Raw genomic sequence first — 16606 nt, 5'->3', positions numbered from 1 at the left:
TTATCAGTATAAATCAACAGTTAGAAACACAAAAAAACTGCAGAAATCTCTGTCTGCAGCTTAAAGTAACCAAGTATCAACCTCCATGTACTCAGTAATACCTCGAAGAAACCATAACAGTAGATTGTTCAAGGTAAATGAGTGCATTTTTAGGTTAGGTATAACAAAAGAAAGATAGATGAACCCACCTTTCCTCATGTCACACATTGCTATGTCCGTTGAAGATTATTAAAAATGGACAGACTGATCCTGTTTACTCTGCAAGTATTAAACAGAGCCTTTGAACATATTAAATTACTTGTTCAAAGTACGGATACGCAATCTGATTGAAGCAGTCATTTTTAATAATCTTCCTTATTGTAGAATGCTTTCATTTTATAACATAAAATTATTATTTTCAATCCCCCGATAAAAGTCTATTTTACTTATCTAAAAGGTCTATTGCTAGGAGTAATGTTTGCACGAGAATTAACATATTAGGTAATACTTATCAAAAAATTCACTCTATAAAGATTTATACTAATACTCTTCCGGTAATGATCATGTTAACTAGATATGTATGCGGTATTGATGTTATTAAATAAGCTTATAAGGATTACCATGCTTGGGATACAAACGAACAGATCAGTTTGGATTTAAATAATATCAATACAGCATTGAATTTACCGATATTATGAAAAATTTCCTGGAACAGTTTAACACTAACCAAATAAACTGTTTCTATTAAACCATTTTGATTTTATTTGGCAGAAGTAAATAAATTTAATACTTCTTGCTTACTCGTGTTTGTTTTACACTATATAATGAAAACAATTAATTGACTATTTTTATTATGAAAAGGTTGGAGCAGGAAATTCATCAATTTTGATACGAAGTAAACTATAAGGTTTCTCTCGTAAGTCTTTTCCATAATGAAATCTAGGCTGTCGATGTAATTGGTTTACAATGACATACAAATATTGATCCGGGCCAATTGAAAAAGTATCCGGCCACAAAATTTTCGGATCATGTGCGATAGTTTCCATTATGCCATTTGGCAATATCTTACGAATGCTGTTGTTTTCGTAATCTCCAGCATAAACAGTTCCCTTTGCATCGGTGATCATTCCATCAGAAGCACCTTTTTCTCCCCAATACTCCACATGATAAATTAAATCTTTATCTGGTATAGTTCGGTCCCTTAGAACTTCTGTTGAAATCGAGAAAAGATGACGACTGGTTAGTGGACAAAAAAATAAAACTTTGCCATCGGGAGAAATTGCTATTCCATCAGAAGCCAACCTAAATGGGGAAGTTGAGCCATCTATGTTTCTATTCATCAAAATTTCACCTTCTACCTTCGGTAAAAAATAGGGATCGGGTGAAGTTGATTTTTCTCCATTTAATCGTCTAAACGCGTTTCCATTTGATAAATCTACGACAATAATAGCTCCTGGTCCTCTTGAAGAAGAATCCGTTATATAGGCATAACCTGCTTTTCCAACACGAAAATCAAAACGTACATCATTCAGATAAGTTGTAGGTAGAACAACATCTTCTGTAAAGGTATATACTTTTCTTATTGTATTGGTTTCTAAATCAACAGCGACTAATTTTGCTCCCCCTTTAATAGGTACAGAAAAATTGGGTGCACCTGTATCTAATATCCAAAGCGTTCCCCTTCCATCAGCAACTACACTTTGGACACTGATGAAAGTCATTGTGATATTTTCGGAGTTAACCAAATTGGTTTCTAAATTAGGATAAGACTGCAATTTATCCTGAACAATTTCCGCCACTGTAAATTTAACATCGTCTCCCCATTTCGGAAAGCAAATGAAAATACGACCGGTTTCTGAAACAGTAACACCTGTAGGCATAGCCCCATAAAATACATAAACTAGTTCTAAATTACCGAAATATTTTTCACTAGGTAACATAGGTTTCATAATATCCTCCTCAAAATATCCTCCTCAAACATTCAAACGGGATATCTCATATATATGATTTATATTTTTTCTAATGCATGTTTCTTAATAAGGTTTTCTATACGAAAAGATGATTGAATTGATTGTTTTCGAAATTTAATAAGTCTGTCAGAAGAAAGGAAACATTTTAATTTAAAGGTCTCCAGATGAAGTAGAATTCAATTAGTAGGTCCTGAAGTTCAATATTCCCGTATCAACGGTAAGCTGTTATAAATAAGAAATTAGGAAAATTTTCTTTTTTAACTTTATGAAGAGATGTATTTAAGCTAAACTGCCTCTTTAGCACAATAAGTACTTCAATCTTTAGCAATTTAAGTCCACTACTCTTTTATCATAGCTTTGCTTTTTAAAGAAATTTCGTATAAAGTGATGATTACATAGAATACTGTATCAGTCAGTGGTTTAATAACATTTTGGAGGGAAAATGCCAATGAATACAAAAGAGTTAAGAAATATCCATGCCCTCGTAACAGGTGCTTCAAGCGGCCTAGGATTTTCCATGGCGGAGGCTTTGCTTCAAGCTGGAGCCACGGTGGCGTTAGCTTCTAGAGGTGGAACTAAATTGGATCAAGCAGTAGAGAAATTAAAGCGCGAGGGTTATCCTGCTGTTGGAATTCCTTTAGATGTTCGATCAGAACAATCCGTCAATAACGCGGTCGAATGGGTGAAAAGAGAATGGGGGAAACTCGATGTTCTCGTCAATAATGCGGGAATTGGGATGAGGACAGTAAACCCGCGTTTTTTAGTCGAGCCTCAGCCGTTTTTCAAAGTAACACCAGAGGGGTTTCGAGATTTAATTGATATCAATCTCACAGGATATTTTTTAGTAGCTCGAGGGTTTGCTCCTTTAATGATGGAACAAGGTCATGGGCGAATGATTAATATTTCTATGAACCATGAGACTATGAAAAGAAAGGGTTTTGTACCTTATGGACCATCGAGGGCAGCTACTGAATCACTCTCATATATAATGGCCGAAGATTTAAAGGAATATGGAATTATGGTGAATATGCTTTTACCGGGTGGTGCCACTACTACCGGGATGATTCCGGACGAAGTTCGAAAAGAGATTGAATCAAAATTCCAGCTATTAGATCCAAGGGTTATGGCCGAGCCGATTGTTTTTTTAGCCTCAGCTGTTGCAGAGGGAATCACAGGTGAAAGAATAATTGCCACCGATTTTCAAGACTGGCTTCTTAAAAGAAAATAAGTTTTTAATCACAGGGACGGATCCTTTCCTCTTTGAAAAAGTAGAGCTGTCCCTATGATTATTCTTTTATATTTTATAGAATGTCCAGCTCCAGCACGGGTATAAGCCAATCCGTCAAGAAGACTAAAGAGCAAACCTTCTCGCTAGCTTGTCTAGAGTCACGCCTCTCATCTACACGCTTCCGCTTTTGTTCCTTCGGGTTCTGCATAGTTTTATAACATCTGTTATCCATAGTCAAGGAAAGAAATCCTTCTTCAACTAACTTGCCCCATTACTTTAAGTACCTTCCTCCACCATCAAAGAAAGCGTCGCCCATGACAACATCATCAATGATGTCAAAATTGGGCTTACTGCCGTTCAATTTCCCCGACTCATCCCCATTCATATAGAATCGATATCTCATAGATCGCAAACCCCTACCATTAATTTTATTTTTAATTTTACTTTTAAGTACTTCTCGTTCACATCGCTTATAATACAGGCATTTCCGTACAATGGTATAGTCGTTTTCTGTAATTAATTTAGTGAAAAAAAGAACCCAAATTGAGTTCTTTTTCACGGTGGCCGTTTCTATTTTAAATAAGTGAAGAAGCGATTTTACGTATTAAACATTTGCTACCCGTTAGTTTAAGTGAAAATGTTCATAACCAGGAAACAATTTTATATCAAAATAGAACCTTGCTTATTCACTGTTTACTGATCTAATTTTGGAATTTCCTTAGTATAACCTCCTACATCAAAGATAAACTATCTTTGTGGAGGTGCTAAAATTGGATCGAAAATTTGAAATAAACCTTGTAAAATTCCTTTATTTCTTTGGTATTAGTTCTTTTATATATTTAATAAAAAAACCACTTGCAAAGGAATGGCTCCTTGTTTTCTTTATAAAAAGTTACTATGCATCATTGGTCGATAATCTGGTTGTAAAAAGAGGCTATGTTCAATATCCCACCCGATTTCCAAAACAAGTTAAAACAAGCGTGTTGTTTGATTACATACTTTTCCCAATTACTTGTGTCTTTTATAATCAACTAACTAAGGATTCCCGCATCATTCAGTGCCTTTTAAAAGTTCTGTATTTCAGTATACCTATGACTATTGCTGAGCTATGGCTAGAAAAAAATACACGCCTTATTAAATATAAAAATGGATGGAATTGGACAACTACTTTTTATTCTCTCTCTTTTTCCTTATTATTGGTTAGATTTACAATGTCTGTTATAAGACGTATTTTTAATAATAAGTACGATTTATCTTAGATGGTGCTTATTAACCAACAATAAGAGGCAAAAAATATAGGAACATTTGAAGAATGATTAAATCTGCCTATTTGTTTCAATTATTCACAATTTCTTCTCTACATTAACTTAAATATCCTACTGATTTTTTGTTAATAAGCACCGAAAATGGTCAGCTATATGGAGAACTTTTTTAAAATGCATTAAAGGTATCAATAGTTTCTTTAGTCACTTCGATAATTTTGTATGTAGTTACAATTCGATTGTTTCTTTTATCAGTTGATACAGCAAGTACTTTTGGTATTATAATTAAGGTTACTGTGCCTATTCTAGCTTTAGCTACAATCCTAGAGTTTATTTATTCTTTCTTTATCATCAATAGAAGAAACACGTCAAAAAAATGGGCTTTACTCTACAAGAGCAAATAGGTATTTGCTGTATTAAATGTGGAGGAAATCGCTGACTAAGAATTAGAGCAGAAGGGCTAAGAAAAAAGAGTTATTTATTAATTTTGCATTTGAACGACCTTAATACGATGGATACTTTATTTCTGTAATTATCTCATTCGATTCATACACTTTAGGCAGAGATTCTTTAAATGGGAGTATAAAATACCTCATGCATTGCTAACATCTCTAAAGAATTTACCTGTTAACTTGTCCATTAGGAAAATAAAAAAATCCATGAAATTATTTGAATTTCAAGGACTTTTTTATTATGTTTGTTATATGATATCTACTCACTTTAGTACTTCGTTAAAACAGTATAAAAGCCTGTCTGCCATATTGATTATCCTTACTTTCAACCCACTTGTTTCTCAGGTGAATAACTGCTCTTGTTTTGTTTTTCTTCACCTGGTAATTTCATAAATATCATCAAAATAGCACTAACAAAATACAAACCAGCAAATATCCACATGACTCCGTGTACACCTATGCTACCAATGAATGTTCCTACAATTGCAGGTGCAATAAAGTAAGACATTCCAGCCCCAAAACTTACAATAGCCATAGCTGAGCCTTTCTTTTCCGGTGCTAATGAACTTACTAGAGCAGAGAGTGGTACATAACCACATAGAACGATTCCAAAAAATATGCCTACCACAGTTAATGCCCAGAAATTATGCCCGAACATTTGAGGAGTATAAAGCATAACCAGAGTCATTACACCGCAACCGACACTGCCAATCCACATAATTGTCTTTCGCCAACCTAACCATTTGTCACTGATATAGGGAATGACTAAGTTAAAAGAGATATTGGCCACCCACATAGTTCCCCATACTTGTAACCATTCTTCTGTACTGTATCCATATTCAGAGGACAAGTATAGAGGGAAAAAGATTGGAAGAGCACCTACGCCGGTGGAGTTTATTATACGAACAACTCCTCCTATTGCGATTTTTGGCTTTTCAATACAAATAGTTAGTCCACTAAGTAAACTTTTCAATTTTTCCTTGCCGTTACCCTCACGTTCATGTACTTGGCCTTTTACAACAACAACTCCAATTAATCCACCGATTAACACCCATACGACTGCACTCCACATTAATCCGATATATCCGATTTTCGGAATCATATAAGCTGGAAAATAACTTCCAACAACATAAAGACCGCCACTCCATGCTGCCCAAAATAGCCCTATTGCCGTAGCTAAAATACGGTCAGGACTGCGATACGTAACCCAAACTAAAAACGAATAGCAAAATAAAGGATAACCAAATCCTCGAATAGCATAAGTCGGTAACATAACTGCATAATTATGCGGTTTTAGACCATATTCAATAAAAAGAATTTGACCTACTAACCAGATAACCAAGCCTGCTATCATAACCTTTCTTGGTCCCCATACTTCTGTAAGGACACCCGAAAAGTAGGAGGCGATTGCTAATATAGCTCCGTATGCTGCAAAGAGAGTAGAAGATTGTTGAACGGTTAAGCCATGTTCAATAAGATACGGTGAAAGCCAACCATGTTCGAGACCATCTCCTACCATAAAAATTAGAGTTGCGATATAGCCCCAAATCATAGCTGATGGAAGACCTTTGGTGTTTTGCTCTCTTTTTGAAATCGCATTCATTTTAATCACCTCAAAATTATATATTTAACAATGCTGATAGTCACATTTACTCATTAGATGGTTCTCTTCAATGGTTAATGATAAATACCCAGTCAGATATTTATCATTAACTATATAGGAAATATACTGTTACGCCCACCACATTTCAGTTAATTGTTCTTTAAATTGTGCGCCTTTTAATAAAGAGATGGCCTTACTTAATCCTTCATCTAACGAAGCTAGCATATCTTCATGTTCAATGGATATTACATAGTCATATCCTACCGCACGAAGCGTACTCACCATATCTTTCCATACTTTTTCGTTTTGCCCATATCCTACGGATCTAAATGTCCACGAACGATTCAAAGTATCACTGTAATGTTTTGTATCTAATACTCCATTAACACTGATATTTGCCTGATCCAAATACGTATCTTTTGCATGAAAATGAAAAATAGCCTCTTCTCGACCAAGTTTTTTAATGGCTTCTACTGGATTAATCCCTTGCCAAACCAAATGGCTTGGATCAAAATTAGCTCCAATACTTGGCCCAGCATGCTCTCTTAATTTCAAGAGAGTTTCAGGGTTATACACAACAAACCCCGGGTGCATTTCAAGCGCAATTTGATGGATACCGTGTGACTCTGCAAATTTCACTTCCTCTTTCCAGTAAGGAATGACTACTTCATTCCATTGCCAATCTAGGATTTCCGTATATTCCGGCGGCCAAGAGCAGGTTACCCAGTTCGGATTTTTTGCACCTGGGTGGTCACCTGGGCACCCAGAAAATCCATTAATCACCGGCACTTCTAAACGTTCAGCTAATAAGACTGTTTTTCTCCACACGTCATGAGCCTTTTTGGCAACCATCTTATTTGGATGCAGTAAATTGCCATGACAACTTAGACCACTTATTGTAAGTCCTCTACTTGTAAGGGCAGCTTGAAATGTTTTTAATTTCTCTGGGTTCTCTAGTAATTCATCCGGATTACAATGACTGTTTCCTGGATAATTGCCTGTGCCCAATTCAACGGCCTCTACACCCATTTCACATAGTTTGTCCAGCATCTCTTCAAAAGGTAAGTTTTGATAAAGAACTGTAAACACCCCTAATTTCATGCACGTACCTCCTGCTTTACCTTCACCTTCATCCATTTTTGTTGTTCATGACTTGCTAAAATGGCGTCGGTAATGCACATGGACATATGTCCATCTTCAAATGTCGCGAAATTGGCTTTATCACTTAAAGGATTTTTACCTTCTCGAATAAAGGTATAGAAATTCAACAATCCATTTTTTAATGCATCTGGCCAGCCTTCATTATGGCCCCCCGGATGATGAATGGACGATTTTGCTTCAGGATTAAATAAAGTAGGATCTGCAAGAAGAGTTTGATTTGGTTGATCTCGATAGCCAATCCACAGCTTTTCTGGTTCTTCTTGATTCCAAAAAGCAGAATTTTGACTGCAAGCGATTTCGAAGCTCAGTCTATTTTTTCGCCCTGCACTTACTTGAGACACAGTAAATAAGCCTTTTACCCCGTCTTCAAAACGTACAAGAACAGATGCATAGTCTTCTGTGTTAATCGGAACATCTTCATATGCTTCTTCTTGTCCTTTTTGTCCCCCAAAAGTAGATCCTTGAGAAGTAGATTTTTTTCTTACTGGTATAACAGTTGCTAGATCAGCAAAAACTTCGACGATTTTTTTACCTGTTACATATTGAACTGTATCACACCAATGAGAACCGATATCCGCTACCGCTCGTGATTTCCCTCCGACTTCAGGGGCTAAACGCCAATTAAAGTCTGTTTCGAACAATAACCAGTCTTGTAAATAACTTCCGTGCACTAAGTTGACTTTCCCTAACTCACCGTTTCTGATCATCGTTTCTAATTGTTTCACAATCGGAAATTGGCGGTAATTAAAGTTTACGCCATGTACGACCTGGTGCTCTTTAGCTAATTTCAATAGCTCGGCTGATTCTTCACTAGACATAGCTAATGGTTTCTCCGATAACACATGTTTGCCTGCTTGAATAATTTCTTTATTAATTTGAAAGTGAAGGTGATTAGGTGTACAGTTATGAACAACTTGAATCCCACTGTCTTTTAACATGTCACGATAATCCCCATAAGCTTTCGGAATTCCAAGTTCAACCGCTTTTTGTTCTGCTACTTCCTGGCCATGTTCTGCTAATCCAACTACTTCTACAAAACCGAGTCTTCTGATAGCCTCAATATGAGTAGGTCCAATAAACCCTGTCCCAATAACTCCAACTTTTATTTTTTCCATTTCTTTCTCCACCTTAATAAACTGTATTTTCCATGATTTCTTTTACTTACGTAGTAGCTAAAAAGAGAATTAAAACCTTTATAGCCGCTTGTTGACTTGCCTCTATTGATCCGAATCACAAATCAACAACTCTATTTCTAATAAAGGCTAGTCTACTAGGACTAGCCACTACTAAACTATTATTTAAGCTTTCACTAAATTTTCTGTAAGATTAACCCATACACCTTTTTCAGCTGATTCAAGGATAGCATCTGAAATAACGGCGATTTGATAACCGTCTTCAAAATCTGGTGATACGCTTGTATCTTCAGCGATTGATTTGAGGAAATCATATGTTTCAATAATTTTTGTTTCCCCGTACCCAATTCCTAATGCTGGGATTGGCCATAGACCTTCTCCATATGGATGTGCAGGTCCTGTATAAACCGTTCTGAATCCGCGGCTATCACTTGGATCATCGGAGAAACATACTTGAAGCTCATCACGGCGTTCATAGTTAAAGTATAATGAACCTTTCTCTCCATGAATTTCAAATGTTAAGAAGTTGTTGCGGCCCCAGGCATTACGAGTCGCTTCAATACTTCCAACTGCGCCGTTATCAAATTTAATTAAAGTTGAAAACTCATCGTCTACATCAACTTTACCCTTTGGTACATCAGCTTCTGCTTTTACAGTTCCTAGTTTATCTACAGCACCACTTTGAATCGGTCTTTCACCAATCCATGTCTTTGCAATAGCCATTACCTCTGAAATGTCACCCACAAGATATCTTGCATAGTCAATCACATGTGTTCCGATATCACCTAATGCACCTGAACCGGCTCGTTCTTTTTGGAAGCGCCATGATAAAGGCGAGTTAGGATCCGCAGACCAGTCTTGCAGGTATGTGCCTCGGAAGTTTAAAATCTTTCCGATTCTTCCTTCCTCAATATATTTTTTTGCTAGAGCAACGGCTGGTGTTCTGCGATAGTTAAATGCGACCATATGTTTAACACCTGCTTCTTTTACTGCGTCAAGCATTGTTTTTGCTTCTGCTGCAGTTCGTGCTAACGGTTTTTCTGAAATGATATGTTTACCTGCTTTGGCAGCTGCAATAGCAATCTCTGCATGAGAGTCATTTGGTGTTACAATATCAATAATATCAATTTCAGGATCTTCTACTACCTTTCTCCAATCAGATGAATAGTTTTCAAATCCTAAACGTTCTGCTGCATCTTTTGCTAACTCTTCGGTCACATCAACGACTGTGTGTCGTTGAGGAATTGCTGGTGCCGGCCAAAAAAACATTGGCATACCTGCATAAGCAAGTGCATGCGCTTTCCCCATAAATCCTCCGCCAATCATACCTACGTTTAACTTTTTCATTTTTATTCTCCTCCTATAAAAGTAGTCTATTTATTCGGAACTACTATCTTTTAAATAACATCTGCTATATCGTTATGGTAAATTAGGCTTCAAGTTCCTAATATATTATCTCTGCTACTTTCTTCTTGACCTTAAGACTTATTTGCCGTTTCAAAACTTAATAAGAAGTTAAAACTGATTTCTGCTCCTTTTTTCGGATCATTATAGCTGTCTAATTCTACTGTAAGCCATTCGCTATATCCAATATCATCCAGCACTTGGATCATCTGGTCAAACTTTTGATGACCTTCTCCTAAAGGAAGAAATTCTCCATTATAATAATCTTTGAAATGAATATATTTAATGCGATCTACATATTTTTTAATTACTTCTACCGGATTCCCTCCACCTGCTTCGATATGCGCTGTATCCGGACATAAATTAATCGTTGTTAGTGCCATTAATTTGTCCAGCTGGTCTGGGGCCTCTACGTTTGTTCCTAAATGCGGGTGATAGCTTGGAATAAGATTATATTTCTCTGCAATTACTACTACTCGATTAAGCGCATTGCCTAAATCAGCGTAATCGCTTTCTAAAATACCATTCGTACGGATAGCTCCTCCGCCAATTACTAGATGCTGCGCTCCTAGTTCAGAAGCAAGAGCTGCAACCTCTTCAATTTTTAATAATTCCTCTTCCAAAATATCCGGGAAAATAAAATTCCCTCCAGTGTAAACTCCAATAAAGTCTAAAGAGTAACGGTTCAGCAATGCTCTAAATTCTTCTTTTCTATCTTTAAATTCCATTAGATTTCCGTCAAACATTTCAAATCCTTTATATCCAACTTCTGCAATATCTTTTAAAGCTTCTTCTGTTGATCCATTTGCAAGGTAATAAAGGTCTTTTATCGAAGTGACTCCGGCAGGGTGCCCTACTACCCCGCCCCACGTATTTGTCTGATATCCTAGTTTCATGGTTTCTCCCCTATCTTTAAAGATTCCTTATGAGTGCATGGTGTATTAATACTGGGATTTCATCACCTCCCTAAATTAATTTAGATAAGAAATAATTGAACCAAAATACATGTAATCGATTACAAAGTATTCTAGACAAAGACTGTATTTTTTAATTCATTATAAGAAGAAGTTGTTTTTACTACCTATACTTGTACTTGATTGTACTTATCAGAAATCTAAACTAAAAATCCCTTTTTAATTGGATATTAAATAATTCTTTTTCCAACCATTTGTAATCGATTACATCTTAATTTTTAAAAAACAAGAAGATTTAAATCATCAGATATATTTTCAAAAGAACTCTTATTCCCTTATGAAATATGTGTTGAGCATGAATCACGTATGATAAGCTGATCTTCCATTAGGTATTGATGTCTTTCAATTTCTTCCTTATTCATCAACTTTATAAGTAATTTCATTGCCATCGTGCCCATCTCAAAAGCTGGCTGTGAGATGGTTGTAAGAGCCGGTTTGAAAATAGATGAAAATTTTATATCATCAAATCCTACTACGGAAATATCATGTGGAACACTTAATCCTTTTGAAGAAATAGCATTTATAGCTCCAAATGCCATCTCATCATTGGCTGCGAACACGGCTGTTGGAGGATGATTAAGATCCAAAAATTGATTCATTATATTAAAACCGCTTTCATAAGAAAAATTACCCTCCTGCACTAGAACGGACTCAATTGTAAGGTTGTATCGTGCCATTGTCTGATAAAATCCTTTTAATCGATCCTGGCCTATCACTCCATCTAGAGGACCTGATATAAATCCTATTCTTTTATGTCCCAGCTTAACCAAATATTCTGTTGCTTTTTGAGCCCCACTGATATTATTAATAGAAACGGTGGGGATGGCTGAACCTTCTATATATTCACATGCCAAAACTACAGGATATTTGAGAGCCATTTCCTCAATGTTCTTCGATTTCATTCTCGCCGTTAGTAAAACCATTCCATCAGCTTTTTTTTGGAGAAGTATGTTTAAGTACCCATTTTCTCTTTCCAAATCATTGCCCGTATCCCCAAGCAGAACTTGATATCCGTTTATGACGGCTACAGACTCAATTCCTCTTAATACTTTAGAAAAAAAAGGATTTGTTATATCAGGTACAATGACTAGAATCGTTTTGGTTTCTAATGTTCTTAACTGGCGAGCTAATGCATTTGGCTGATAGTTTAATTCTTTAATTACTTGTAATACTTTCTCAGTCGTTTCTTCCGTTACAGTGTTAGGTTTACTTAGTACTCTTGACACTGTAGCAGTTGAAACATTTGCTTTTTTTGCTACATCTATTATTCGCACCATTTTACGACTCTCTTTTCTTGTTCTTCTCTATAACAGAATTGTAATCGCATACAAAAATATTGTCTAATTGGATTCAGACAACATTTTCTGAGATTCAAACTCTTTAAAATTCCTTATAAGCGTCGTTTTTATCCATATAAACAAAAAAACAACAAATTAAAAAAACTCAGCACTTATTGCTGAGCTCCATGTTTTATAATAATTTGTACCTTTGCAGATTGTCTACTTTATGCTTGGAAATCCTTGCGGTTTCCTTATAATCTTTAAAATAGGCTTTATACATTTGACCCGTTGCTTCGATTCTTGTTAAAAGTTCCACATTTATAATATAAGATCTATGAGATATCATAAACCTAGAATCAACGGCACCTTCCAAGCTAGTTAAAGCTTCATTTGTCTCGAATTTACCATTCTTAGTATGAATGACAGATTTCCGATCAAGTCTTTCAATAAAGATAATTTCTTCTAATGGAATAAAAATTATATTTTTCTGCTGTTTAATCATTAAATCCTTTTTAAATGAATGTTCTTTATCGACTAGTGAAATAGACGCTTGGGAGGCTCTCTCTAAAGCACCATATAAACGATTTCTATCAATTGGCTTTAAAATATAGTCCACTGCCTTTACGTTAAATGCCTCAAGTGCATAATCATCATGGCCAGTAATAAAAATAACTTGTAAAGTCGGGAAAAGTTCTTTACATGCTTTAACCGCTTCCATCCCATTCAATAAGGGCATTCCAATATCTACTAAAGCAAGATCCGGTTTTTCTTTTGTAACATAGTGTATCAATTCTTCACCGTTGGCGGCCTCTCCGACAATTTTATATTTGGATAAACTCCCAATAAAGTACCTTAACAATTTTCTTGAGGTAACATCATCGTCTGCGATCAATACTTTCATCTTGTTGTTCCCCCCTTTTCCCTAGCGCTTCTTGATTTCGCAACACTTTGAATAATATCTGGAGCGTCTTCATGATAAACGAGCTGCCAAGCATCAATTACATTTTCTTTCATTACTTTTAGAGACGGAACGGCTACATAAGGGGGCGCTTGTTTTCCAAGTAGGCCGTACCCTGCTAGAATCGCTTCGGCGACTCCTTGCTGGTATGGTAGCTGGGCACCTAGTCCTTTAATAGGTCCATCCTGTGCAATTTCCAAGGCGACATTCATACCCAAATCCATTGTCGTAATGACTAAATTGCTTTTTTTTGCAGTACGAGTTGCCCTCAAAGCTCCTTCAGCCGGTACATCCCATACAACAAAAATACCATTTAAATCCTGATGTTCAGCAATCATAGCGGATGCCACTTTTTCTCCATCATTCGAATCAGTAATGCCCCTGCGATCCACAATTTGAATGTCAGGGTACTTTTCCTTTATAGTTTTTTCAAATGCTTCCGTTCTTTGTTTGGTTGCAAAAAAATCAGCATCATGATAGATAATCCCAACCTTACCTTTTCTATCTAATTTCTCAGCCATGATATTGGCCGATTCAATGCCATTTCCATAATTGTCCGCTGAAACAATACTTACATAATCCTTTCCATGCTGCAAACCATTCGGTGTATTGTCCATAAACACCAGCTTCACACCCGCTTGGGCCGCTTTTTGATATACGCTTGCAGTCAATTCTGGATCAACTGGAATGCTCACCAGGATATCCGGGTTTTTGGCTAAAATGCTTTCAATGTCGGCTACTTGCTTTTTCCATTTAAATTCTGCATTTGTCACGGCTACTACTTCAATGCCCATTTTCTCAAAAGTAGTTTGCATTCCTTCCAATTGAGACCTTGACCAATCATTTCCAGTATAATGCATAGCAATAGCAGCCTTATATTTCTTTTTCTTAATTTTTTTTAGCTCTTTCAAAGATAACCGCAGTGTTTTTGCTGAGACAGCTTCCTCGCCATGTGGTCCTGTACTTAAAATTTTATGATCTGGAATATTTTGATTAATTGTATTGTTTAGCGTTTCACTTAGGATTGTCAAAAACTCTTGTACATGAATGGGCTTTGTTAAATAGTTATCAAATCCTTTATCCAATGTATATTGAATATCCTTTGGCATTGCATTTGCACTTACAGCGATGACAGCAATATCTTTCGTTTCTTTGCCTGCTTTTAAAATTTCAAATACTTCATATCCGTTAATATCTGGGAGGTTAATATCAAGAAGAACCAAATCTATTTTTTCGTTTGCTACAATTTCTATTCCTTCTTTTCCTGTACAAGCTGATAAAAGCGTATAGGAAGGCTGTGATTTAATGATGTTACTTACTAAGTGCAAGTTGGATTCGTTATCTTCAATATATAGCAAACGATAGTTATCTTCCTTCCTATTATTTGTTGGAGGAAATTCAGTTTGTTCACCCCATTGTATGACAGTCTTTAAATCATTTGGAAGAGGAAGACTAAAGCAAAACTCACTTCCTGTTCCTTTATTGCTTGTTACATTAATCTCCCCTCCCATTAGATGCACCAGCTGTTTAACTAAAGATAACCCAATGCCTGTACCTTCTTCTTTTGTACTTTCAATTCGATAAAATGGAACAAACACTTTAGTATATTCCTCTACAGAAAAACCCACACCTGTATCTACGATATGAATGTACTGCTTATTCTCTTGTAAACGACAGAAAACGATGACTTTTCCATTTTCTTGATTGTATTTAATAGCATTATCAAGTAGGTTCAGCAATATTTGTTTAAGACGTATAGGATCAGCAAGAACGATCATATCTTCCCATTGATCCAGTTGGCTATAAATACTGATATTCTTCTTCTTAGCCAGTGGTTGTACAATATTGATACATTCCTTGATGACAGTTAGAAGATGAACTTCCTCTACAGAAATTTTTAAATTTCCTGTTTCTATTCTTGACACGTCTAAAATATCATTAATTAAACTTAATAAATGGCTTCCTCCACTTAAAATCTCCTGTACAAAATCACGCTGTTGTTCATTTAAAGATTCATCCATCTCCAATAACTGAGCAAAACCCAGAATTCCATTCAGCGGCGTACGCAGTTCATGACTCATCTTAGACAAAAAACTTGATTTGGCCATGTTCACTTTTTCAGCTTCTTCTTTTGCCTGAATAATAACTCTTTCCATGTTTTTTTGTTCTGTGATATCCTCAAACTCCCATAAGTAGCCTACAAAATCATTTTCCTCATTTAAAGGAAAACAATTGTAGCGTAGTGTCATACCTGTATCCATTTTAATCTCTTTTGTAATTCTCGTTCGTTTTTCTGTATTTTCGAGCTTAATTTTATTAATTTCTTTATCAAAAAGGGAATGTAAATCCGAAGCGTGCATCCCAATATGGCAATCAATTTCCCCCTTCAACTGGAAAAGCTCATAAAATTTCCTATTTAAGATCCTTATTTTTTTATTGCAATCTGTTACTGCAATCCCACTATCTAACCGATCAATCAAACTACGCTGGAATGCATAGGAATTCATTAATTTTCGTTCTTGTTCTTTTAGAAGAATATCCTCTTCCATAATCTTTTTGTTAGTAATGTCCACACAAGTTCCCACTACTTCAGCTACTTTATCCTTATGAAATAAAGGTCTTAAATAAATTACATAATAAATACCTCTAAATTTACCTTCATATTCAATATACTGTCCTCCCCATGCTTTTTTGTAATATCCGTTTAATAAATTGGCAGTGTCAATATCATCCCAATAAAAATCATGAAGCGTCTTTCCGACGATGTCCTCTCGATTAAACCCCAATCTATACAGTAATTCCCCTTCGGCAAAAGTATGAATAAACTCGTTACTTCTTTGTACAAACTTAAAAATCATCCCGGTATCAGTAAAGCCTGGTTGTGAAATATATCTGGAATCCTTCATTTATTTCGCCCCTAGTTAGTTAAAAAAATATAATAGGGATTCTATATGATGAATCCCTTACTTTACGTTCTTTACAGTGCTTAAAGATTAATTTGAAACCAATTATTCATTTGTAATGATTATTGTAATCGCTTTACAAATTATACTTTTCTTATTATAAGCTTCACTATATTGATTAGTCTAACAATACTTACCCATAGGGCTGCCACACCTTTATTAAAGAAGGAAAGGATCAAAACAAGGAGTCGTCTTTTTGACATTACTAAAAGGAAAGATATTTATGTCGCTGATCCTTC

At 35.7% G+C, this 16606-nt stretch carries 12 protein-coding genes; 2 read left to right on the top strand and 10 right to left on the bottom strand.

What is annotated here, in order from left to right:
* Positions 1 to 830 precede the first annotated feature (830 nt).
* Entirely contained in the window at positions 831 to 1928 is a 1098-nt protein-coding gene (locus LAV82_RS28495) for an L-dopachrome tautomerase-related protein (protein ID WP_454844351.1), read from the bottom strand.
* Between the two features lie 463 nt (positions 1929 to 2391).
* Here LAV82_RS28495 and LAV82_RS28490 point away from each other — a divergent pair, with 463 nt between their 5' ends.
* Positions 2392 to 3177 (top strand): SDR family NAD(P)-dependent oxidoreductase, encoded by a 786-nt coding sequence (locus tag LAV82_RS28490; RefSeq protein ID WP_499717444.1) that lies wholly within the window; start codon positions 2392 to 2394, stop codon positions 3175 to 3177.
* A 271-nt stretch (positions 3178 to 3448) separates the two neighbouring features.
* Here LAV82_RS28490 and LAV82_RS28485 read toward each other — a convergent pair whose 3' ends face one another.
* Positions 3449 to 3580 (bottom strand): hypothetical protein, encoded by a 132-nt coding sequence (locus LAV82_RS28485; RefSeq protein ID WP_499717443.1) that lies wholly within the window; start codon positions 3578 to 3580, stop codon positions 3449 to 3451.
* Positions 3581 to 3947: 367 nt separating this feature from the next.
* Here LAV82_RS28485 and LAV82_RS28480 point away from each other — a divergent pair, with 367 nt between their 5' ends.
* Positions 3948 to 4436, top strand: coding sequence for a CBO0543 family protein (locus LAV82_RS28480; RefSeq protein ID WP_499717442.1), 489 nt, complete (start codon positions 3948 to 3950; stop codon positions 4434 to 4436).
* A 780-nt stretch (positions 4437 to 5216) separates the two neighbouring features.
* Here the strand turns inward: LAV82_RS28480 and LAV82_RS28475 are convergent.
* The 8 genes from LAV82_RS28475 to LAV82_RS28440 all read right to left on the bottom strand — a co-directional run bounded on the left by LAV82_RS28475 (position 5217) and on the right by LAV82_RS28440 (position 16310).
* Positions 5217 to 6494, bottom strand: coding sequence for an MFS transporter (locus LAV82_RS28475; protein ID WP_211080052.1), 1278 nt, complete (start codon positions 6492 to 6494; stop codon positions 5217 to 5219).
* A gap of 129 nt (positions 6495 to 6623) precedes the next feature.
* On the bottom strand, positions 6624 to 7595 hold the full coding sequence (locus LAV82_RS28470; RefSeq protein ID WP_211080051.1) for a sugar phosphate isomerase/epimerase family protein: 972 nt from the start codon (positions 7593 to 7595) through the stop codon (positions 6624 to 6626).
* Positions 7592 to 8770, bottom strand: a complete 1179-nt coding sequence (locus tag LAV82_RS28465) for a Gfo/Idh/MocA family protein (protein ID WP_499717441.1) — start codon at positions 8768 to 8770, stop codon at positions 7592 to 7594. The genes LAV82_RS28470 and LAV82_RS28465 overlap by 4 nt, the downstream gene beginning before the upstream one ends.
* 183 nt (positions 8771 to 8953) lie before the next feature.
* A complete protein-coding gene (locus tag LAV82_RS28460) occupies positions 8954 to 10135 on the bottom strand; it encodes a levoglucosan dehydrogenase (RefSeq protein WP_013084314.1) in 1182 nt (393 codons plus the stop codon).
* A 131-nt stretch (positions 10136 to 10266) separates the two neighbouring features.
* Positions 10267 to 11088, bottom strand: coding sequence for a sugar phosphate isomerase/epimerase family protein (locus LAV82_RS28455; protein WP_499717440.1), 822 nt, complete (start codon positions 11086 to 11088; stop codon positions 10267 to 10269).
* A 353-nt stretch (positions 11089 to 11441) separates the two neighbouring features.
* The gene (locus tag LAV82_RS28450) at positions 11442 to 12443 is read right to left on the bottom strand and encodes a LacI family DNA-binding transcriptional regulator (protein WP_098278179.1); all 1002 of its coding nucleotides are present in this window, start codon (positions 12441 to 12443) and stop codon (positions 11442 to 11444) included.
* A gap of 193 nt (positions 12444 to 12636) precedes the next feature.
* On the bottom strand, positions 12637 to 13347 hold the full coding sequence (locus tag LAV82_RS28445; RefSeq protein WP_499717439.1) for a LytR/AlgR family response regulator transcription factor: 711 nt from the start codon (positions 13345 to 13347) through the stop codon (positions 12637 to 12639).
* The gene (locus tag LAV82_RS28440; RefSeq protein WP_499717438.1) at positions 13344 to 16310 is read right to left on the bottom strand and encodes a substrate-binding domain-containing protein; all 2967 of its coding nucleotides are present in this window, start codon (positions 16308 to 16310) and stop codon (positions 13344 to 13346) included. Before LAV82_RS28440 ends, LAV82_RS28445 begins: the two co-directional genes overlap by 4 nt.
* Positions 16311 to 16606 lie beyond the last annotated feature (296 nt).

Source organism: Bacillus sp. ILBB4 (assembly GCF_035064545.1).
Taxonomy (GTDB): Bacteria; Bacillota; Bacilli; order Bacillales; family Bacillaceae_H; genus Priestia.
The sequence above is the reverse complement of the archived record's forward strand: the minus strand, read 5'-3'. Positions and strand labels throughout refer to the sequence as shown.

Coding starts and splice junctions, on each gene's coding strand:
- LAV82_RS28495 (WP_454844351.1), bottom strand. CDS start 1,928: ATGAAACCTATGTTACCTAGTGAAAAATATTTCGGTAATTTAGAACTA.
- LAV82_RS28490 (WP_499717444.1), top strand. CDS start 2,392: ATGCCAATGAATACAAAAGAGTTAAGAAATATCCATGCCCTCGTAACA.
- LAV82_RS28485 (WP_499717443.1), bottom strand. CDS start 3,580: ATGAGATATCGATTCTATATGAATGGGGATGAGTCGGGGAAATTGAAC.
- LAV82_RS28475 (WP_211080052.1), bottom strand. CDS start 6,494: ATGAATGCGATTTCAAAAAGAGAGCAAAACACCAAAGGTCTTCCATCA.
- LAV82_RS28470 (WP_211080051.1), bottom strand. CDS start 7,595: ATGAAATTAGGGGTGTTTACAGTTCTTTATCAAAACTTACCTTTTGAA.
- LAV82_RS28465 (WP_499717441.1), bottom strand. CDS start 8,770: ATGGAAAAAATAAAAGTTGGAGTTATTGGGACAGGGTTTATTGGACCT.
- LAV82_RS28460 (WP_013084314.1), bottom strand. CDS start 10,135: ATGAAAAAGTTAAACGTAGGTATGATTGGCGGAGGATTTATGGGGAAA.
- LAV82_RS28455 (WP_499717440.1), bottom strand. CDS start 11,088: ATGAAACTAGGATATCAGACAAATACGTGGGGCGGGGTAGTAGGGCAC.
- LAV82_RS28450 (WP_098278179.1), bottom strand. CDS start 12,443: ATGGTGCGAATAATAGATGTAGCAAAAAAAGCAAATGTTTCAACTGCT.
- LAV82_RS28445 (WP_499717439.1), bottom strand. CDS start 13,347: ATGAAAGTATTGATCGCAGACGATGATGTTACCTCAAGAAAATTGTTA.
- LAV82_RS28440 (WP_499717438.1), bottom strand. CDS start 16,310: ATGAAGGATTCCAGATATATTTCACAACCAGGCTTTACTGATACCGGG.